This window comes from Streptomyces sp. NPDC006798, assembly GCF_040635975.1.
GTDB lineage: Bacteria > Actinomycetota > Actinomycetes > Streptomycetales > Streptomycetaceae > Streptomyces.
This window is the reverse complement of record NZ_JBEYIS010000007.1, coordinates 19,768-40,910: the sequence shown is the minus strand read 5'-3', so window position 1 is coordinate 40,910 and position 21,143 is coordinate 19,768. Positions and strand designations below refer to the sequence as shown.

The following is a 21,143-nucleotide window of genomic DNA, read 5'->3' as shown; positions in this document are numbered from 1 at the left end:
GGCGGCTCCGGGCGCGCGCCGGGGCGTGCCCCGTACGTCATGGTTCGTACGCCCCCGGGGGCTAACGCTGTCCGGCGGGGGCGGGGGCCTGCGGGAGGGCGTCGGCGTTCGAGGTGGCGAGCCAGCCGCCGACGCCGACGACCACCGCCACCAGCAGGGCGGCCACACCCCGGCGGAGCCGGACCGAGCGGCTGGTGCCCTTGTTCCGGGCGGAGCCGGGGCGGCGCTGGCCGGGGCTGCGGGGCGCGCGGGCGGTGCCGTGCGCTCCTCCGGCCAGTTCGTCGGGGGCCGGGACCCGCATGGAGGTGTGGGTGTCGCGGTTGGCGTCCGCCGGGGCGGCGCCGGGGACCAGGGGGACCGCGCCCCGGCGGCGGGGCGCGGGGGCCTCCTCGCCGGTTTCGAGGTCTCTGGTGTACCGCTCCGCCGGTACGGAGTCGTCGTCCTCGGCGGGTCCGTCGACGTCGCGGACGTCCAGCGGCGGGATGCCCGCGAGGCCGGGCAGGGTCTCGCGCAGCCGTACGCCCAGTTCGGAGGCGCGCAGCCGGGAGGCGGGGGCCTTGGCCAGGCACTGGACGATCAGCTGCCACAGATCGTCGGGGATGCCCGGGAGGGGGACGACGGTCTCCGTGACATGGCGGCGCAGTACGGCGCCGGGGTGGCCGCCGCCGAACGGGGTGAACCCGGCGAGCAGCTCGTAGAGCACGGTGGCCAGGGCATAGATGTCGACGGCGGCGCGCGGCGGCAGGCCCTCCACGATCTCCGGCGCCAGATAGTCGGGGGTGCCGATGATCTTCGTGGACTTGGTGCGGCGGGCGGTGTCGATCAGCTTGGCGACGCCGAAGTCCGTCAGCAGCGCCGGGTGGGAGCCCGCGGGGCCGAGGGGGCCCTGCATGTCGAGCAGGATGTTCTCGGGCTTCACGTCGCGGTGGACGATCCCCGCGCGATGGGCGGCGGCGAGCCCGTCGGCGACGTCGGCGACGATCGCGACGGCGGCTTCGGGCGCGAGCCGCCGCTCCCGGTCGAGGCGGGTCCGCAGATCGGTTCCGCGGACCAGGTCCATGACGAGTGCGAGGTCGTTGCCGTCGACCACGAGGTCGTGGACGGCGACGATCCTGGGGTGGTCGAGCCCGAGCAGAGCGGTCCGCTCCTGGACGAAGCGGCCGACCAGCTCCTGGTCGGCGGCGAGGTCCTCGCGCAACAGCTTGATGGCGACGGGCCCGTCGGGGCCCTCCCCGGCCCACACCGTGCCCGCGCTGCCCCGTCCGAGGATCTGATGGGCCGTGTACCGGCTGCCGATATTCCGTGCCAAGACTGCTCCCTCAGCGGCTGGCGTTGCCCTTAACGTACGCGGCCACCGGGGAGGCATGTGCCCCGGATGGGATCAAGACACGTACGCTCCGGGCGAATTCCGGGGATATCACCGGAATTATCGGAGGGAAGTCCGGCCGTTTTCACCCATTCGGAAGTCGATAAAACGACAGCCTGGGGCAAGAGGGAGGAGCGTGGGACGGCGGAGGGGCGGGACCGCGTACCGCCGCGGTCCCGCCCCTGTCCGCTCGATCAGGTGTCAGGGCTGGTTGCCCGTGCCGTTCCCCGCACCTCCGCCGTTGCCCCCGCCGTCGCCGGAGCCGGAGTCGGAACCGCCCAGGTCGGAGATCCAGCCGGTCACGGTCGAGATGCCGTCGCCGATCGCGTCCCAGTAGCCCTTGCCCTCGGCGACCCAGCCCTGGAGCGGGGTCAGCTCCCAGATCAGCCAGCCCGCGACGACCAGCATCACCACGGAGAACAGACAGCCCTTGAGGCAGCCCAGACCCGGGATCCGCATCGGGTTGGCGCTGCGCTGACGCGGCTGCCGGGGCTCGCGCTCACGGCGCGGCGCGGGCTGCTGCGGCTGCTGGGGTTGCTGCGGCTGCTGGGGCGGGGTGTACGGCTGGACCTGCTGCGGCGGCGGCGCGTACTGCTGACGCTGCGGCGGCCGAGGGGGCTGCTGCTGGTACGGCTGGGGAGCGTACTGCTGCTGGTGGTGTCCCGGCGGCGGACCCTGCGGGGGCCCCTGGTGCGGCGGGCCCTGCGGGGGCTGCTGGGGTCGGCGCTGCGGCCTGCGGGCCAGCGGGTCCTGGCCGGGGTCGAGGTACTGGACCTGGGTCTGCTCGTTACGGTCGCGGGCGGCGCGGAGCTGGGACTGCCAGGGGTGCGGGTCCTCGGGTCCCGGGCCGCCGGGCTGCCCTTCCGGGCGCGGCGGCACCGGCGGCATGACGGCCGTCGGGTCGGGAGCGCCGGTGTGCGGCAGCACGCTCGTCGGGTCGGCGGCACCGGCCGGGCCCGAGGTGTGCGGCAGCACGCTGGTGGCCGCCGCCGGGTCGTATCCGGCGGGGGCCGCGCCGTGCGGCAGGACCTGCGTGGAGTCGGCGGCGCCGGGGGTCTCCGGGACGGGGGCGGGCGCCGGGTCGGGCGCGAGCAGCGCGCCGACTCCGAGAGCCGCGTCGACCTGGGCGGACGAGGAATGCACCCCGATACCGGCGGCGACGACCCGCAGTCCACGGGCGAGGTTCTCGGCGCTGGGCCGCTCGCCGGGCTCCTTGCGCAGACACCGCTCGATGACGGTCCACAGCGGCTCGGGCACGGTGGTGGGCCGCCGGGGCTCCTCGCTCAGATGGCGGTGCAGGACCTCCAGCGCCGTACCCCCGGCGAACGGCGGGCGGCCGGTCACCAGCTCGTAGAGCAGGATGCCCGCGCCGTAGATGTCGACGGCGGAGGTCTGCGGACGGCCCTCGGCCGACTCGGGGGCCACATAGGCCGGTGTGCCGACGAACTCGTGGGTCCGGGTCAGACCGGGCGAGTCCGCGAGCCGGGCGATCCCGAAGTCGGTCAGCATCGGGTGGAGCCGGCCGTCGGGGTCGGTCCGGAGCAGCACGTTCGCGGGCTTGAGGTCGCGGTGGACCACGCCGTCGGCATGGCTGGAGGCGAGCGCGTCGGCGATCTGGGCGGTCAGCAGGGCCGCGGCGACCGGGGTGAACGGGCCGCTTTCACGGAGCTGGCGGTGGAGGTCGGGGCCGTCGACCAGGTCCATGACCAGGGCGAGGAGATCGCCCTCGACCACGAGGTCCCGGGTCCTGACGATATTGGGGTGCGTCAGACGCAGCAGGACGGACCGCTCGCGGAGGAACCGCATCACGATGTCCGCGTCGTTCGCCAGCTCCTCTTTGAGGACCTTGATCGCCACGGTCTCGCCGGGCTGACCGGGCACGGCGGCCTCGGCCCCGGCGGTCTCCCGCTGCCGGGCACGCCAGACGGTGCCCGTGGCTCCGCGCCCGAGCGGCTGCTCCAGGAGGTACTTGCTGCCTACAGGCCGCACGTCTTGCGCTCCCTGCTGATCGTGGTCCGGACCATCCCCGCAGGCGCGGGGCGCCGACGGTCGGCGCTCCGCACCACTTTAGTGGGGTCGAACGGTATGACGTTCGGTTGTCCACAGGCCCCCCGGGCACGGCGGGGCGCGCGGCCCCGGCTCCCGGCCGGATGGAACAACCGTCGAACACCACCGGACAACCGCCGAACACCGCCAGACGCCACCGACCGACAGCGACTGTCGCTTGATCGCCGCTGAACACCGTTCGGGATGGAGACGCCGCGGATTCCCCGGTGGTTGCCACCGGTCACGCAAAGCGGCACAGGTCACGGTCCGCGGCCCGGCACCACCGGCGATACGGGTTCGGGCCGGACATATGCCTCTACCAGCCGGAATCCGGTGCCGAGCACCGGTTCCCCAGCCGTCCCGGGACGGCCCGGGGTGGTGAATCGGGTCGTGACCCCGCACTTTTCCGGCCGGAGGGGACCAATCATGATCACTTATTGGCGATACCCGGGCGTGTTGTCAGTGGCAGGTGCGAGGATTCCCCCAGCACGCCTTCGCGGGCGGGGATCCCCGGAGCGTGCCGACCAGCCGGGTGGGGGCGACGAGGCGGTTTCCCTGCCGGTTACTTGTGCCAGAAGGGATTGCTGACGGCGATGCAGATCCGGCTGACCGTTCTCGCGCCGCGCGGCGGACAGGCCGCGGCGGGGCCCGTGGCGGGACCGCGTGCGTGCGATGTGCTGGTCACCGCGCCCGCGGGGACGGCGCTGGCCGCGGTGGCCTCGGGTCTGGCGGCGGCCGTGGCCGGTCCGGACGCGTCCGGACCCGCCGTGCTGTTCGCGGGCGGGGAGCGGCTGGACGCCCAGCGGCGGACCCTCGGCGAGCCGCCCTTGGTGGACGGCGCGGTCCTCTCCCTCCAGTTCCCCGGTGACGACGGCCCCTCCGGCACGGACTCGACGCCCCAGCTCCATGTGGTCGCCGGTCCCGACGCGGGCGGGGTGCATCTATTGCACGGCGGCCGGGTCGGCATAGGGCGGTCCGCCGACGCGGACGTCCCGCTCGACGATCCCGATGTCTCCCGGGTCCACTGCGAGGTGGTCGTCGCGGACGACGGCCGGGTGACCGTCGCGGACCTCGGTTCCACCAACGGGACGGCGCTCGACGGCCGCCCCGTCGGCTCCCGGCCCGTACCGCTGGCTCCGGGGGCGCTGCTGCGGCTCGGCGAGTCGACGCTCCGGCTCGCCTCCGGCGGGCATACGGAGCCGCTGGCGACCACCCCGGACGGCGAGGGGTACCTCAGGCTCCCGGCCCGCGCTCAGGAGCGGCCCGGAGAGTCGGACGGCGACGCCGCCGATGCCCAGGCCGACACCGCCGAGGGCACGGGCGCCCCGGACGCCTCGCACAGCCCGTACGGCACGAACGCCCCGGACGCCGTGCCCGCCTCGGCCTCCTCCGGCGCCTCGTACGGCTCGAACGCCTCCGGTGCGCCGTATGCCCCGGGGCCCTACCCGCTGGGCGCCCCCGCACCGGAATCGCCCGGGACGTCCGGAGTGTTCGACACTCAGGGCACCCACGCCACCCACGGGGCGAACCCCGGGCAGGGCCGCGCCGAGGAGCCCCGGGGCGGAGCCCGCCGCAAAGGCGGCATAGGCGCCTGGGCCGCCCGGCGCTTCAAGGCGGACCGCGAGCCGGACGCCGCCGGACCGTTCCCGGAGCCGCCGGACAGCGGCGCCGCGCCCGTACCGCCCGCCCGGCCGTCGGCGGAGACCTGGCCGGACCCGGCGGCCGTACTGCTGACCGCCGTAGGCCCGGGACCCCGGCTCTGGGAGCGCGGCCCGGACCATCCCGAGTCCCTGGTGCTCCGGCTGGGCACCGCCGACCGGGACGGCTTGGCCGCCGTGCCCGTGACGGTCGGGCTGCGGGAGGCCGGTTCCCTGGGGATAGCCGGTCCCCGGGCCCGGCTGGCGGGGGCCGCCCGCTGGGCCGTCGCCCAGCTCGCCGCCCTGCACTCCCCCGCCGATCTGGAGCTGGTGCTGATCTCCGCCGACCGGAACCGCCCGGTCGAGGAGCGCCGGGCCGAGTGGGCGTGGCTGGGCTGGCTGCCCCAGCTCCGGCCGGCCCACGGCCAGGACTGCCGGCTGCTGCTGGCGTACGACCGCGACCAGGCGATCGCCAGGACCGCCGAGCTGACCCGGCGACTGGACGCCGGTCCGCTGGGCCCCGGCTGGCCGAGCGCCGACCGGACGGCCGTCGCGGAGGCCGCCGCCGGGTACGAGGGCCCCAGGACGGTCGTGGTCGTCGACGGCGATCCCGGCTCCGCCGCGCTGCGGGAGACCGCGGCCCGGCTGGCGGGCGCGGGCGGGGCGGCCGGGATCCATCTGATCGTGCTGGCCGAGACGCCCGCCGCGTCCCCGCTCTCCCCCGTCGCGGCGGTGTACGAGACGGCCTGCGCGGCGTCCCTCCCGTTCCGGGAGTGCGGGGCCGTCGGCATGCTCAGCGGCGATGTGGCGACGGCTCTGCGGGTCCTTCGGACCGTCGGCGGACTGCCCGCGGGGCAGGGCGCCCCGGCCGTGGTGGACGCGGTGTCGACGGCGTGGGCCGAGCGGTTCGCCCGGGCCCTGGCGCCGCTGCGCGCCGAGGGCGGCACCGGCCCGGAGGGGGCCGGGGGCCGGGCCGTGGCCCTGCCCCGTTCCGCCCGGCTGCTGGACGAGCTGGGCCTGGCCCGGGCCACGCCCGCGTCGCTGATGGCCCGCTGGGCGGAGGCCGGTGAGCAGCCCGCGCCGGTGACGGTGCTGGGCGCCGGGCCCCGGGGCCCGCTGGCGGTCGATCTGACTGCGGAGGGCCCGCATCTGCTGATCGAGGGCCCGCCCGGCAGCGGCCGTACGGAGCTGCTCCGCTCGATCGCCGCGTCGCTGTCCGCCGCGGGCCGTCCCGACCGGTTGGGGCTGCTGCTGGTCGACGGCGCGGGCGGCGGCGAGCGCGGCGCCGGACTGGCGGTCTGTACGGAGCTGCCGCATGTCACCGACCATCTGGCCGCCACCGATCCGATACGGATGCGGACCTTCGCCCAGGACCTGGGCGCGGAGCTGAAGCGCCGGGCCGAGCTGCTGGACGGTACGGACTTCGCCGCCTGGCACGCCCGGGACGACCGGCACGGCCGAGAGGGCAGGGACGGCAGGGACAGCCGGGACGCCCGGAGCGGCGACACCGCGCGGTCCGGCGCCGGACGCGCCCCGGCCCGGCCCGGCGGTTCGTACGGCTCCGATCCCGCGAGGCCCTACGGCTCCGATGCCGCCGCCGGTCCCGAAACCGGCCGCGGTACGGCGTCCGGCCGGGTCGTCGGCCCCCGCTCGCCCGTCGCCGGGGAGCAGGACGGCGGCTACGGCGCCGGGGTCGGATCGCGCCGGGTCTCCGCCGCCGCGCGGGCCGACGCGGCGGGCGGCCGGACCTTCCGGACGCCGGGTCGTCCCGACCCCGCGTCCGCCGACCCTCGGATCACCGGCGGCCGGGGCGATCTCGAATCCCCGCCCAGCTCCACCCTGCGGCTCCGCCCCGGCGGCCGGACCAGACCCGCGCCCGCCCCCGGGCCGCTGCCCCGGCTGGTGGTGCTGGTGGACGACTTCGACGCCCTCGTCGCCCCCGCCCTCGGCAGTACGGGCCGCCCGGCGGCCGGGTCCGTCGTCCGCGCCCTGGAGGCCGTCGCCCGGGACGGCGGCAGACTCGGGGTCCATCTGATCGCCACCTCCGCCCGACCGGACCGTACGGCGGACACCGACCTGGCGCACGCGGCCCGGCTGCGGGCCGTCCTCGACGCGCCGCCCGCCGCCCCCGGACAGGACGCCCCACTGCCCGGCCGGGGCGCCCTCGGCCACCCCGACGGCCGGGTCACCCCCTTCCAGGGCGGCCGGGTGACGGGCCGGATCCCGCGTACGGCGACGCTGCGCCCCACCGTCGTACCGCTGGAGTGGGAGCGGATGGGCGACCCGCCGACCCGTCGGCCGGTCCGGGAGCTGGGGAACGGGCCCACCGATCTGGCGCTGCTGGCGAGCGCGCTGGAGCGGGCGGCGGGCTCGGTGGACGCGATACCGCTGCCGCCGCTCTCCCCCGTCTCCTGAGGGGGCCGGTACGTTCCGGGACGTGGCGGCGCCACGTCCCGGAACGTACCGGCGCCACGTCCCGGGCCGGACCGGCGGGCCACCGGGCAGCCCGGTCCCGGAGCCTTCCCCGGGCCGTCCCCCCGGGTCACCCAGGCGAGCGGCGTCACGCCCAACTCGCCTGCCTCTCCTGCCCCTTACTCCCCTCCGTACGTCCCGAAACGACCGGCTCTTCCCACCCCCGACGCCTTTGACGGGACATCACGTCACAGAGGGATCACGAAAGGGCCCTGCACGCTCCCGGCGGATTGCGGGCCCTGCGGCCCAGGCATAGACCTGACACGCAACGCGTCAGCGCCGAGGGAGAAACGGGGCAGAAATGCGTACACCTCTTCGCATGAGCAAGGTCGCGAAGGCAGCGGTGGTCTGGGCCGTCGTCAGCGCTTTCACCGTCGCGGGCTGCGGCGACAAAGGCAATGAAGACGACTCCGGCGACGGCGGGAAGACGGGGAAGGGCGCGGCTGCCACGGTCCGGCTGCCGAAGCTGGACGGGCAGACCGTGCAGGTCGCCGCCGTGTGGACCGGCAAGGAGCAGGAGAACTTCGTCAAGGTCCTGAACGAGTTCGAGAAGCGGACGGGCGCGAAGGTCACCTTCGTCCCCGCCCAGGACCCGATCGTCAACTTCCTCGGCACCAAGATCGCGGGTGGCAGTCCGCCCGATGTGGCGCTGCTGCCGCAGCCGGGCGCGATCCGGCAGGCCGTGGCCCGGAAGTGGGCCAAGCCGGTCGGCCCGGAGGCCAAGGCCCAGCTGACCAAGAACTACGCGGCGGGCTGGCAGCGGATCGGCCAGGTCGACGGCGAGCAGTACGGCGTCTACTACAAGGCCGCCAACAAGTCCCTGGTCTGGTACAACGTGGCCGCTTTCGAGGACGCGGGCGTCCAGGAGCCCGAGACCTGGAAGGAGTTCATGCAGACCGCCGAGGCTGTTTCGGCCTCCGGTGTCACCCCGGTCTCGGTGGCGGGCGCCGACGGCTGGACCCTCACCGACTGGTTCGAGAACATCTACCTCTCCCAGGCGGGCCCCGAGAAGTACGACCAGCTGGCCCAGCACGACATCCCGTGGACCGACCCGTCGGTCACCCGGGCGCTGACCACCCTCGCCGAACTGTTCGGCAGGCCCGAGCTGATCGCGGGCGGCGCGGACGGCGCGCTCCAGACCCCGTTCCCGCAGTCGGTGACCCAGACCTTCACCGGGGGCGCCACCCCCAAGGCCGCGATGGTCTTCGAGGGCGACTTCGTCGGCGTCAACATCGGTGAGACGGAGGCGAAGCTCGGTACGGACGCCAAGGTGTTCCCCTTCCCGGCCGTGGGCACCGAGGCGCCGGTGGTGACCGGCGGGGACGCGGCGGTGGCGCTGCGGAACAGCGAGGGCGCCCAGGCGCTGCTCGCCTTCCTCGCCTCCCCCGACGCGGCCCGGATCCAGGCCGCCGCGGGCGGCTTCGTCTCGCCCAACAAGGCGCTGGAGCTGTCCGCGTACCCCAACCAGGTCCAGCGGGGCATCGCGAAGGCGCTGATCGACGCGGGCGACGACGTCCGTTTCGACATGTCCGACCAGATGCCGCAGGCGTTCGGCGGGACGCCGGGCCGGGGGTTCTGGAAGATCCTCCAGGACTTCCTGAAGAACCCGAAGGACGTGGCGGGCACCCAGGCGAAGCTGGAAGCCGACGCCGCGAAGGCGTACAAGGACTGACGGCCTGGTGTCCTCCGTGACGCAGGCGGGGGGCCCGGCCGGACGGCCGTCGCCCCCCGCGGGTCCGCGCAAGAGCGCGACCGGCTCCCGTACCGTCCTGGTGGCCGGATTCCTGCTGCCGGCGCTGGTACTGCTGGGCGCGCTCGTGGTCTACCCGATCGGGTACTCGGTCCACCGTTCCTTCTACGACCAGTCGGGCTCGGGCTTCGCCGGGTTCGACAACTACCGGGAGATCTTCACCGACGAGGCGATCTTCACCTCGGTGAAGAACAACGCGATCTGGGTGGGGCTCGCCCCGACCGTCGCCACCGCCCTCGGGCTGATCTTCGCCGTACTGACCGAACGGATCCGCTGGGCCACCGCGTTCAAGCTGGTCGTCTTCATGCCGATGGCGATCTCGATGCTGGCCGCGGGCATCATCTTCCGGCTGGTCTACGAGCAGGATCCGGACCGCGGCCTGGCCAACGCGGTCTGGGTCGGGGTCCACGACACCTTCAACGAGTCATCGGCCTTCCCCCGGGCCCGGCCGCTGCCGGTCCATCCGCTGAAGCCGGGCGGCGGGGGGTCGTTCGTGACCGAGACCCCGGTGACGGCGGGCCAGCCGGTACTGCTGCCGCTGGTCGGGGTGCCGCCGGGGCAGATGCCGTCGGACGCGGAGCCCGCGGCGGCCCCGGCCGCCGCGGGCGACGGGCGGATCGGCGGCACGGCCTGGCTGGACTTCACCCGGGGCGGCGGCGGAAAGCCCAATGTCGCGGACCCGAAGGAGCGAGGGCTGAAGGGCCTGGCGATCGAGGCGGTGAAGGACGGGAAGGTGGTGGCGTCGGCCAGGGCCGGGGCCGACGGCTCGTTCACCCTGCCCGCCGCCGCGGACGGGGCCGTACTGCGGCTGCCCGCCGACAACTTCCGCGAACCGTACGACGGGGTGAGCTGGCTCGGCCCCTCCCTGGTCACCCCGGCGATCATCGGCAGCTATGTCTGGATGTGGGCCGGATTCGCGATGGTGCTGATCGCGGCCGGTCTGGCGAGCGTGCCGCGGGAGCTGCTGGAGGCCGCCCGGGTCGACGGCGCGAACGAATGGCAGGTCTTCCGCCGGATCACGGTCCCCCTGCTGGCACCGGTCCTGGTGGTGGTGCTGATCACCCTGACGATCAACGTACTGAAGATCTTCGACCTGGTGTACATCATCGCGCCGGGCTCGGCCCAGGACGATGCCAACGTCCTGGCGCTCCAGCTCTACCAGTCGTCCTTCGGCCCCGCGGCCGACCTGGGGGTCGGCAGCGCGATCGCGGTACTGCTGCTGCTGCTGGTGATTCCGGTGATGGTGATCAATATCCGGCGGATACGGAAGGAGGTCCGCCGATGACGTCCACGCGCCGGACCCCGGCGGAGCGGCCCCGGGCGGATACCGGTCCGGCGGGCACGGGAGCCCCGGGCGGACCAGACGGCCGTCCCGGCCGCCCTCCGCTGATCTCCCGGGTCGCGGCCAGGGCCGGTTCGGGCGCCGTCCAGGTCCTTCTGCTGCTGATCGCCCTGTTCTGGCTGATGCCCGCCGTCGGACTGCTGGTGTCGTCGCTGCGCGGGCCGTCCGACATCGCGGCCAGTGGCTGGTGGGAGGTGTTCACCGCACCGGCCCAGCTGACCACCGAGAACTACGAACGGCTGCTGGCGAACGACGCGATCACCGGCTCACTGCTCAGCAGTGTCATGATCACCGTCCCGTCGACGGTGCTGGTCGTGGTGATCGGGGCGCTCGCGGGGTACGCCTTCGCCTGGCTGGACTTCCCCGGCCGGGACTGGTGGTTCATGCTGGTCGTCGGGTTGCTGGTGGTACCCGTCCAGGTCGCCCTGATCCCGGTCTCCGAACTCTTCGGCGCGATCGGGATCTTCGAGACGACCCTCGGGGTGGTGCTCTTCCACGTCGCCTTCGGACTGCCGTTCGCGATCTTCCTGCTCCGGAACTTCTTCGCCGAGATCCCGCGCGAACTGCTGGAGGCCGCGCGGCTGGACGGCGCCGGTGAACTGCGGCTCTTCCTCCGGGTCGTACTGCCGGTGGCCGGTCCCGCGGTCGCGTCGCTGGCGATCTTCCAGTTCCTGTGGGTCTGGAACGACATGCTGATCGCCCTGATCTTCGCGGACACGGACGGCGCCCCGATCACGGTCGCGCTCCAGCGCCAGGTCCGCCAGTTCGGCAACAACATCGACGTCCTCGCGTCGGGGGCGTTTCTGTCGATGCTGATCCCGCTGGTGGTCTTCTTCGCGTTCCAGCGGCAGTTCGTCTCGGGGGTGATGGCGGGCGCGGTCAAATAGCCCCACGGCTGCGCCCCTGGCCCCTGCGGGGGCGGCCGGCCGGAGTCTCCTCCGGACGCGTCGCTCCTGCGGGGGGGGGCGGTCAGTTGGAGGTGGTCAGGGGCGCGGGGAACTGCGCGCTCAGCCACGGACGGGCCGCAGTCCGGATACATACCTCGGTGGCACCACCGTCTCGCGCCTGCGGCGCACCCGGAGCGTACGGCTCCCGTACGCCGGATCCGGTCCGCGGACCGTGGTGGGCCGGCCGCGCAGTTCCGGCCCTAATGCCTCCGGCCGGCCGGGCCTCGCACGGGACACTCCCCTGAAGAATGCCTCCGCCTGACCGCCCCCCGCAGGGGCAACGTCCCTGCGGGGACTCCGGCGGGCCCGCCTCGCAAAGGGGGCCGCACCCCGGAAGCCTCCACCTGACCGCCCCGGAGGGGTTACGCGCGGAGGGAGGCGACCGCGCCGCGGGCCAGCGCGTCGAGATACCCCGGCGGCAGCTTCTCGCGGACCACGACCACCCGCCAGTACAGCGGCCCGACCACCACGTCCAGCAGCCGGTACGCGTCCGTGCCCGGCGGCAGCTCGCCCCGGGCCACCGCGTCCCGCACGATCGACGTCGCCATGCCCCGCTGGCTGTCCACCAGCGCCGCCTTGAGCGCGTCCGCGATCTCGGGGCTGCGGGCGGACTCCACCACCAGGTCCGGGATGATCTGCGAGGCCACCGGGTGGCGCAGGGCGTGCGACGCGACCTCCAGCAGCGCCCGGACGTCCCCGTAGAGGGATCCGGTGACCGGGGCGGGCAGTCCCTGCGCGGCGAAGGCGGAGAGCAGGTCCACGACCATGGCCAGCTTGGACTTCCAGCGGCGGTAGACCGCCGTCTTGCCGACCCCCGCCCGGCGGGCGATGCCCTCGATCGACATCCGGGCGAAGCCGACCGTGGCCAGTTCCTCGAAGACGGCGGCGCGGATCGCCTCCGTCACTTCCTCACGGAGTACGGCGGCGCCCGCGGGCGCGCGCCGCGGGGCCCGCGGCGGTCGCGGATCCGGGTCGGTGGTCATGCGGAGGAGCATACCCGTGACGACGAAACGGTTGCGTCGCGACGCACCTACGCCCTACTCTCGCGGTTACGAGCGTTACGACGAAACGGGCCCGTCCCGTCGTCGCAACCGATTCGGCGTCCGCCCAGGACCCCCGCCGGCACCGGCCGGCCCCTCCCGGCTCCCGGCGAAAGCGACCAGAGTGACCAGCCCGACCCTCTCCCCCTCGGTATCGACGGGCGTCCCGGACCCGGGGCGGCTCCGTACCGAGTCCCCGCGCGAGCTGGCCCGGCGGTACGGGCTCACCGTCAGCGGGGAGCGGCCCGGCGCGATCCGGTACGTACGGCAGCTGTGGGCGCGGCGCCACTTCATCACCGCCTTCGCCACCGCGCGGACCACCGCCCAGTACAGCCAGGCGAGCCTCGGCCGCCTCTGGCAGCTCGCGACGCCGCTGCTGAACGCGGCGGTCTACTACGTGATCTTCGGCATACTGCTGGGCACCAGCAAGGACGTCCCGGACTTCGTCCTCTTCCTGATCACCGGTCTCTTCGTCTGGACCTTCACCTCGGACTCGGTGATGGCGGGCGCCCGGTCCGTGACCGGAAATCTCGGGCTGGTCCGCGCGCTCCACTTCCCGCGCGCGGCCCTGCCGGTCTCCCTGGCGCTCCAGCAGTTCCAGCAGATGCTCTTCTCGATGGGCGTGCTGGTGGCGATCCTGCTGGGCTTCGGCCAGGTCCCCGGCTGGTCCTGGCTGCTGGCGGTCCCGGCGCTGGCGCTGCAGACCGTGTTCAACACGGGGGCGGCGACGGCGCTGGCCCGGCTCGCGGCACAGACCCCCGACATCGCCCAGCTACTGCCGTTCGTGCTGCGTACCTGGATGTACGCGTCGGGTGTGATGTGGAGCATCTCGGCAGTCCTGAGGAACCACGACCTGCCCGAGTGGGTCATGCTTGGGCTGCAGTACAACCCGGTGGCGGTCTATATCGACCTGGTGCGCTTCGCACTGATCGACAGCTACACCGCGGTCCAGCTGCCGCCGCACGTCTGGGCGGTCGCCCTCGGCTGGGCCGTGCTCTTGGGGGTGGGCGGTTTCATGTACTTCTGGAAGGCGGAGGAGCGGTACGGCCGTGGCTGAGAATCTGATGACAACAGCGGACCGATTGGCGACACCTGCCGGATCGGTCCCGGAGCGGGTGCCGACGGTCATCGCGGACGATGTGCACATCAAGTACCGGGTGAACGCGGGCCGCGCGGGCAGGGGGAGCGCCACGGCCGCACTGAGCCGGCTGATCTCCCGCAAGGAGCGCAAGGCCCGCAAGTCGGGCAAGCCCGCACCGGGCATCCGCGAGGTGCACGCGGTCAAGGGCGTCACCTTCACCGCGTACAAGGGCGAGGCCATCGGCCTGATCGGCTCGAACGGCTCCGGCAAGTCGACCCTGCTGAAGGCGATCGCCGGACTGCTGCCGACCGCCGACGGCAAGGTCTTCACCGAGGGCCAGCCGTCGCTCCTCGGGGTGAACGCGGCCCTGATGAGCGATCTGACCGGGGAGCGGAACGTGATCCTCGGCGGGCTCGCCATGGGGATGACCCGGGCCGAGATCAACGCCGCGTACCAGGACATCGTCGACTTCTCCGGGATCAACGAGAAGGGCGACTTCATCAGCCTGCCGATGCGGACCTACTCGTCGGGCATGGGCGCCCGGCTGCGGTTCGCCATCGCCGCGGCCAAGAGCCATGACGTGCTGCTGATCGACGAGGCGCTGGCGACGGGTGACGCCAAGTTCCGCCGCCGCAGCCAGGACCGGATCAACGAGCTGCGCAAGGAGGCCGGGACGGTCTTCCTGGTCAGCCACAGCAACAGCACGATCCTGGAGACCTGCGAGCGGGCCCTGTGGCTGGAGGCGGGCGTCCTGCGGATGGACGGTCCCGCCAAGGAGGTCGTCGCCGCGTACGAGGCGTTCACCAACAAGAAGTAGCTCCGCCGACCGAGCCGGAAGCCCCCGCCGAACCACCGGCGGGGGCTTCCGGCGTTCCCGGCACGACCGGCCGGGCGCCCGGGGCACATGACGTGGCGCAACCATCAAGTCACGTTATGTCGCGTTACCGTACCCGGCCATGAGCCCTCACAGGATCTCCCCGTCGCTGCCGCCCGTCCGCGTCCGGATCCCCGGCCCCTCCGGCCCGCCCGGCGGCCCGTCCGGTCTCCGGCGGCGTACGGGCCCGGCCCTGGCCGCCGCCTGGCTGCTGACCCGGGCCGTGATGCTGGTCCTGCTCGCCGTGGACCGGCTCGGCGACACCGGCGTCGCCGGGGAGGTCGGGCTGCTCTACCGGGGCTGGTACGACCAGTGGCTGGCCCGGGGCTCCTTCCCGGCCGGGGACGTCACCTGGCAGTACCCGCCCGGCGCCGGGCTCGTTCTGCTCGCCCCCGGCGCGGTGCCGTTCCTCTCGTACTTCCATGCCTTCGTCGCCCTCGTCCTGCTCTGCGACGCCGTGATCACCCTGGCGCTGGCCCGCGCGGCCCGAACCGGACGTACGGCCTCCGGCACGGGCCCCGATGCCGTCGGCGGCACGGACGGCGGTACGGGCTCCGCCGCGGGCGCCTGGCTCTGGGTCGCCGGGCTGCCGCTGCTGCTGAATCTGCCGCTCGCCCGGTACGACGTCCCCGTCACCGCCGTCGCCGTCCTGGCGCTGCTCGCGCTGCGCCGGCGGCCACTGGCCGGGGGCGCCCTCGCCGGACTCGGCGCGATGATCAAGGTATGGCCGGTACTGACCCTGCTGGGCACGCCCCGGGGCCGTACCACCAAAGAGGCGTGGGGCGCCGCCGCGGCCGCCGCCGCCGGGCTGCTCGCCGTCCTCGTCCTGCTCTTCGACGGCGCCCTGGGCTTTCTGCGCCAGCAGGGCGCCCGGGGCGTCCAGATCGAATCGCTCGGCGGTACGGTCCTCCAACTGGCGCACCGCGCGGGCTGGGACGGCCGGGTCGTCTACCAGTACGGAGCGATGGAGTTCACCGGGCCCTATGTCCCGTCCGTCGCCCGGCTGGCGCTGGCGCTGACCGCCGCGGCCTTCTGCTGGCTGCTGTTCTGGCGGCTGCGGGCCCGGCGGTGGACCCCGGCGACCCCGTTCGACGCGGCCTTCACCGCCGTACTGCTGTTCACCGTGACCAGCCGGGTGATCAGCCCCCAGTACCTGGTCTGGCTGCTCGGTCTGGCGGCGGTCTGCCTGGCCTGCCGGGAGACCGTGCTGCGGCCCGCGGCCCTGCTGATGGCCCCCGCGGCGGCGGTCAGCGCGCTCGCCTATCCGCTCAACTACGACGAGGTGATCGGGGCGACCGTGCCGGGCTGCGCGCTGATGGTGGTCCGCAACGGGCTGCTGCTCGCGGCGGCGGTACTGGCCTGCCGCCGGCTCTGGCGCTCCACCGTCTGAGCTGCCCGCGCGCCGCCGGAGCCGTACGCGATCCGTGCCGTACGCCGCCGGAGCCGTACGCGCCCCGACCAGCCCCTCCCCGTACCCGCCCGCTTGTGCCCGTACGGCCGAGGGGCCGCGCCCGGTCTCCCGGACGCGGCCCCTCGGGTCGTACAAGGACCGCTCGCGCCCCGCTCAGCTGTGGGTACGCAGCAGCTGACGCATCGTCCGCATGGCCACCGACAGATTCGCCAGGTCGAAGGTGTCCGACCCCTGGATCTCGTCGAGCGTGGCCCGGGCCCGGCCCAGGATCGAGGCGTTCTTGATCTCCCACGCCTTGAACCGCTCCTCGGGCGACGAGCCGCCGTCGCCGACCGAGAGGACGTCGCCGGTGAGCATGGCGTGCGCCGCGTACAGGTCCTCGCGGATGGAGGCGCGGGCCATCGACTGCCAGCGGTCGGCCCGCGGCAGCTCGATGATCCGGTCCATCAGCTGGGTGATCCGCAGCCGGTCCGCCAGGTCGTAGTAGACCTCGGCGACCTCCAGCGGGTCCTGGCCCGTACGGTCCGCGATGGCGACCACGTCCAGTGTCGGGAAGGCCGAGGAGAACCCGGCCACCCACATCGCCAGCTCCTCCGGCACACCCTGGTCCACCAGCTCGTTCAGGATGCCCTGGTACCACTCCAGGTCGGCGCCGCGCAGCAGGTCCGGCAGCTCGCCGCGGACCCGGGCGACCCGCTCGGCGAAGAACTCCACGGTCTCCGCGAGCTGGAGCGGCTGCGGACGGTTGCCCAGCAGCCAGCGGGTGCCGCGCTCCACCAGCCGCCGCGAGTGCAGCCGGATCCGGGTCTGGACATCGGCCGGGACCTCGTTGTCCAGCGCCTCGACGGCGTCCCAGACGGTGCTCAGGCCGAAGATCTCCCGGGCCGCGGTCTGGGCCCGTACGACCTCTTCGATGGAGGCGCCGGTCTCCTCCCGGAGCCGGTGCAGGAAGGTCGAGCCACCGGTGTTGACGGTGTCGTTGACCAGAATGGTGGTGATGATCTCCCGGCGCAGCGCGTGGCCGTCGACGGCCGCGGGGAACTTCTTCCGCAGCGGCTGCGGGAAGTACGCGTGCAGCAGCTTGGCCAGGTAGGGATCGTCCGGCAGATCCGTACCGATCAGCTCCTCCGCCACCGTGATCTTGGTGTAGGCGAGCAGGACGGCCAGCTCGGGCTGGGAGAGTCCGCGGCCCGCGTTCAGCAGCTCCCGGATCTTCTTGTCGTGGGGCAGGAACTCCAGCGCCCGGTCCAGGGCGCCGTCCCGGCCGAGGCGGCGCAGCACCCGCTGATGGGCCTGGAGCAGCGACGGCGCCTGGGCGACCGCGTTGGCCAGGGCCACGTTCTGCGCGTAGTTGTTCCGCAGTACGAGGACGCCGACCTCGTCGGTCATCTTCGCCAGCAGGGCGTTCCGCTGCTTGACGGTCATATCGCCGTCGGTGACGAGCCCGTTGAGCAGGATCTTGATGTTGACCTCGTGGTCGGAGGTGTCCACTCCGGCGCTGTTGTCGATGGCGTCGGTGTTGATCCGGCCGCCGGTGCCTTCGGGGCCGCCGGAGCGGGCGAACTCGATCCGGCCGAGCTGGGTGAGACCCAGGTTGCCGCCCTCGCCCACGACCTTGACCCGCAGCTCGTCGCCGTTGACCCGGATGGCGTCGTTGGCCTTGTCGCCGACGTCCGCGTCGGTCTCGGCGGACGACTTGACGTAGGTGCCGATGCCGCCGTTCCACAGCAGGTCGACCGGTGCCTGGAGGACCGTCCGCATCAGCTCGGCGGGGGTCATCTTGGTGATGCCCTCGGCGATTCCGAGGGCGGCCCGTACCTGGGCGTTGACCGGGATCGACTTGGCGGTACGGGGGTGGATGCCGCCGCCCTGGGAGAGCAGTTTCGGGTCGTACTCGGCCCAGCTGGAGCGGGGCAGCTCGAAGAGGCGGCGGCGCTCCGCGTAGGAGACGGCCGCGTCCGGGTCGGGGTCGATGAAGATATGCCGGTGGTCGAAGGCGGCGACCAGCCGGATGTGCTCGCTCAGCAGCATGCCGTTGCCGAAGACGTCACCGGACATGTCGCCGACGCCGACGACGGTGAAGTCCTGGGTCTGGGTGTCGTGGCCCAGCTCGCGGAAGTGCCGCTTGACGGACTCCCAGGCGCCGCGGGCGGTGATGCCCATGCCCTTGTGGTCGTAGCCCGCCGAACCGCCGGAGGCGAAGGCGTCGCCGAGCCAGAAGTCGTAGGCGACGGCGACCTCGTTGGCGATGTCGGAGAAGGACGCGGTGCCCTTGTCGGCGGCGACGACGAGATAGGTGTCGTCCTCGTCGTGGCGGACCACGTCGGCCGGGGGTACGACCTCGCCCGCGACCAGGTTGTCGGTGATGTCCAGCAGGGCCGAGATGAAGGTGCGGTAGCTGGCGATGCCCTCGGCGAGCCAGGCGTCACGGTCGGCGGCCGGGTCGGGGAGCTGCTTGGCGACGAAGCCGCCCTTGGCGCCGACGGGCACGATGACGGTGTTCTTCACCATCTGCGCCTTGACCAGGCCGAGGATCTCGGTACGGAAGTCCTCGCGCCGGTCGGACCAGCGCAGCCCGCCCCGGGCGACCTTGCCGAACCGCAGGTGGACGCCCTCGACCCGGGGCGAGTAGACCCAGATCTCGAACGCCGGGCGGGGCGCCGGGAGGTCCGGGATGGCCTGCGGGTCGAACTTCATCGACACATAACCGTGGTGCCCCCCGCTACCCGCCTTCTGGAAGAAGTTGGTCCGCAGGGTGGCCTTGATGACGGTGAGGAAGGAGCGCAGGATGCGGTCCTCGTCGAGGCTGGCGACCTGGTCGAGGGCGCCGTCCAGCTCCTCCAGCAGTCCGTCGGTCAGCTCGGTCCCGGCGCTCTGCCGGCCCGGCGACATCCGCGCCTCGAAGAGGGAGACCAGCAGCCGCGTGGTGTGGACATTGGTACGGAGGGTCTCCTCCATGTACTCCTGGGAGAAGGTCGCCCCGGCCTGCCGCAGGTACTTGGCGTAGGCCCGCAGCACCATCGCCTGCCGCCAGCTCAGCCCGGCGCCCAGGACGAGGGCGTTGAAGCCGTCGTTCTCGGCCTCCCCGGTCCACACCGCCGCGAAGGCGTCCTGGAACCGCTCCCGGGCGTCGTCGGCGAGATAGTCGCCGCCGTTTCCGTTGCCGCCGGTGACGGGCATCCGCAGCCCGAAGTCGTAGATCCACGCCTTGCTCCGGCCGGCGCCGCGCAGCTCGTACGGGCGCTCGTCGACGACCTCGCAGCCCAGCCGCTGGAGCACCGGCAGCACGGCGGAGAGGGAGACCTGCTCACCGGTGCGGTAGATCTTGAAGCGGCGCTCGCCCGGGCCCGCGCCCACCGGCTCGTAGAGGGAGAGCGCGAAGTCGCGGCCGGAGTGGGTCAGATCGTCGAGATGGACGAGGTCGGCGACGGCGGAGCGCGGCGAGTGGTCGGCCTTGTAGCCCTCGGGGAAGGCGGAGCCGTACGCCCGCAGCAGTTCGGCGGCGCGCTCCTCGCCCAGTTCGGCGGTGAGGGCGTCGGCGAAGCCGTCGGCCCAGGAGCGGGCGGCCTCGACCAGCCGGGCCTCGATGCGCTCGGTGTCGGTGTCGGTGAGATGCGGCAGTTCGGTGCCCGGGGGGACCCGGACGACGAAGTGGATCCGGGAGAGGATCGATTCGGTGTTCCAGGCGGTGAAGTCGACGCTGGTACCGCCCAGCTCCTCCTTGAGGATGTCGATCAGCCGCAGCCGGACGCCGGTGGTGTAGCGGTCGCGGGGCAGATAGACGAGGGCCGAGTAGTAGCGGCCGTACTCGTCCTGGCGCAGATAGAGCCGGAGCCTGCGGCGCTCCTGGAGGTACAGCACGCTGGTGACGATGGCCCGGAGCTGGTCGACCGGGGTCTGGAACAGCTCGTCCCGCGGGTACGTCTCCAGGATCTGGAGCAGGTCCCGGCCGTCGTGGCTGTTGGGGGTGAACCCGGCGCCGTCGAGGACCTCGGCGACCTTGCGGCGGATCACCGGGACGCGGCGGACGGACTCGGTGTACGCGGCCGAGGAGAACAGGCCCAGGAAGCGGCGCTCCCCGATCACATTGCCGTCCTTGTCGAACCGCTTCACCCCGACGTAGTCGAGATAGCTGGGCCGGTGGACGGTGGAGCGGCTGTTGGCCTTGGTCAGGACCAGCAGCTTGTGCTCCCGGGCCTTGGCGCGGGCGTCGGCGGGCAGCCGGCTGAAGGAGGGGCTGACGGGGTGCGCCTCGTCCTCGGAGTGCTGCGGGTCGGAGCGCAGGATGCCGAGCCCGGTGCCGGCCACGGCGGCCAGCGAGTCGCCGTCGGTGAGCTCGTACTCCCGGAAGCCGAGGAAGGTGAAGTGGTCGGCGGCGAGCCAGCGCAGCAGCTCCCGGGCCTCGTCCACCTCCTGGCCCGCGATGTCCCCGGCGATCGGCTCGCCGGGCAGGTCCTCGGCGATCCGCAGCGCCGCGTCCCGCATCTTCTCCCAGTCCTCGACGGCCTCCCGGACGTCGGAGAGCACCCGCAGCAGGTCGAGCGCGATCTGCTTGAGGTCGGCCCGGTCGGTCTCCCGGTCGATCTCGACATGGATCCAGGACTCGACCAGCGCGTCGTGCGGCAGGTCCTTGGCGCCGCGGGCCGCGGTGGAGAGCACCTCCAGCAGCTTGCCGGTGACATCGCGGCGGACGGTGACCTGCGGGTGGATCACGACATGGATGCCGCGACCCTGCCGGGACAGCTCATTGGTGACGGAGTCGACCAGGAAGGGCATGTCGTCGGTGACGACCTCGACCACGGAGTGGCTGCACGTCCAGCCGTTCTCCTCGACCGTCGGGGTGTGCACCCGGACGTTGGCCGTGCCCTGCGGGCGGTTCTCGGCCAGCCGGTAGTGGGAGAGCGCGGCACCGAAGACGTCGACCGGGTCCCGGTCGGCCAGGTCCTCGGGCGCGGTGTGCAGGTAGTAGCGCTGGAGGTAGGCGAACAGGTGGTCCTGGTCGGGACGCCCGCCCTGCTCGGGCCCGGCTGGATGATGACCGCCGCCCGGACCGTTCTCGGCTACCCGGGCCGCCCGTCCGAGCAGCTCTGCCTTGGCTTCGTCCAGCTTGGTCTGCATGTCCTCTGGCTCCTGTCGCGCGCCGTTGCGTGACGTAGGGGAAGAAAGCGACGCAACGC

11 protein-coding genes are annotated in these 21,143 nt (G+C 73.2%); 7 read left to right on the top strand and 4 right to left on the bottom strand.

The window, feature by feature from the left end; translation table 11 throughout:
* Positions 1–61 precede the first annotated feature (61 nt).
* Together ABZ714_RS06460 and ABZ714_RS06455 are read right to left on the bottom strand one after the other, a co-directional pair.
* Positions 62–1,309, bottom strand: coding sequence for a serine/threonine-protein kinase (locus tag ABZ714_RS06460; RefSeq protein WP_358824010.1), 1,248 nt, complete (start codon positions 1,307–1,309; stop codon positions 62–64).
* Positions 1,310–1,567: 258 nt separating this feature from the next.
* Positions 1,568–3,355, bottom strand: coding sequence for a serine/threonine-protein kinase (locus ABZ714_RS06455; protein ID WP_358824009.1), 1,788 nt, complete (start codon positions 3,353–3,355; stop codon positions 1,568–1,570).
* 650 nt (positions 3,356–4,005) lie between these two features.
* On the opposite strand from ABZ714_RS06455, the gene ABZ714_RS06450 reads away from it, so the two are divergent.
* The 4 genes from ABZ714_RS06450 to ABZ714_RS06435 all read left to right on the top strand — a co-directional run bounded on the left by ABZ714_RS06450 (position 4,006) and on the right by ABZ714_RS06435 (position 11,500).
* Complete coding sequence (locus tag ABZ714_RS06450; protein ID WP_358824008.1) at positions 4,006–7,464, top strand: FHA domain-containing protein; 3,459 nt, start codon at positions 4,006–4,008, stop codon at positions 7,462–7,464.
* Between the two features lie 376 nt (positions 7,465–7,840).
* Positions 7,841–9,193 carry an ABC transporter substrate-binding protein gene (locus tag ABZ714_RS06445; RefSeq protein WP_358824007.1) on the top strand — a complete coding sequence of 451 codons (1,353 nt, stop codon included), beginning with the start codon at positions 7,841–7,843 and terminating at the stop codon, positions 9,191–9,193.
* Positions 9,194–9,209: 16 nt separating this feature from the next.
* Positions 9,210–10,556, top strand: coding sequence for a sugar ABC transporter permease (locus ABZ714_RS06440; protein WP_358824144.1), 1,347 nt, complete (start codon positions 9,210–9,212; stop codon positions 10,554–10,556).
* Positions 10,553–11,500 (top strand): carbohydrate ABC transporter permease, encoded by a 948-nt coding sequence (locus ABZ714_RS06435; protein ID WP_358824006.1) that lies wholly within the window; start codon positions 10,553–10,555, stop codon positions 11,498–11,500. The genes ABZ714_RS06440 and ABZ714_RS06435 overlap by 4 nt, the downstream gene beginning before the upstream one ends.
* Before the next feature lie 422 nt (positions 11,501–11,922).
* On the opposite strand, the gene ABZ714_RS06430 is transcribed toward ABZ714_RS06435, so the two are convergent.
* Positions 11,923–12,543, bottom strand: coding sequence for a TetR/AcrR family transcriptional regulator (locus tag ABZ714_RS06430; RefSeq protein ID WP_358824005.1), 621 nt, complete (start codon positions 12,541–12,543; stop codon positions 11,923–11,925).
* A 262-nt stretch (positions 12,544–12,805) separates the two neighbouring features.
* Between ABZ714_RS06430 and ABZ714_RS06425 the strand changes: the two genes are divergently transcribed.
* The 3 genes from ABZ714_RS06425 (at position 12,806) to ABZ714_RS06415 (ending at position 15,945) form a co-directional block, all read left to right on the top strand.
* Positions 12,806–13,657 carry an ABC transporter permease gene (locus tag ABZ714_RS06425; protein WP_358824143.1) on the top strand — a complete coding sequence of 284 codons (852 nt, stop codon included), beginning with the start codon at positions 12,806–12,808 and terminating at the stop codon, positions 13,655–13,657.
* Between the two features lie 7 nt (positions 13,658–13,664).
* Positions 13,665–14,498 (top strand): ABC transporter ATP-binding protein, encoded by an 834-nt coding sequence (locus ABZ714_RS06420; RefSeq protein ID WP_358824142.1) that lies wholly within the window; start codon positions 13,665–13,667, stop codon positions 14,496–14,498.
* A gap of 139 nt (positions 14,499–14,637) precedes the next feature.
* Positions 14,638–15,945: a glycosyltransferase 87 family protein gene (locus ABZ714_RS06415; RefSeq protein ID WP_358824004.1), complete on the top strand. Its 1,308-nt coding sequence runs from the start codon at positions 14,638–14,640 to the stop codon at positions 15,943–15,945.
* Between the two features lie 174 nt (positions 15,946–16,119).
* Here ABZ714_RS06415 and ABZ714_RS06410 read toward each other — a convergent pair whose 3' ends face one another.
* Complete coding sequence (locus tag ABZ714_RS06410; RefSeq protein WP_358824003.1) at positions 16,120–21,084, bottom strand: NAD-glutamate dehydrogenase; 4,965 nt, start codon at positions 21,082–21,084, stop codon at positions 16,120–16,122.
* Between the last annotated feature and the right edge of the window lie 59 nt (positions 21,085–21,143).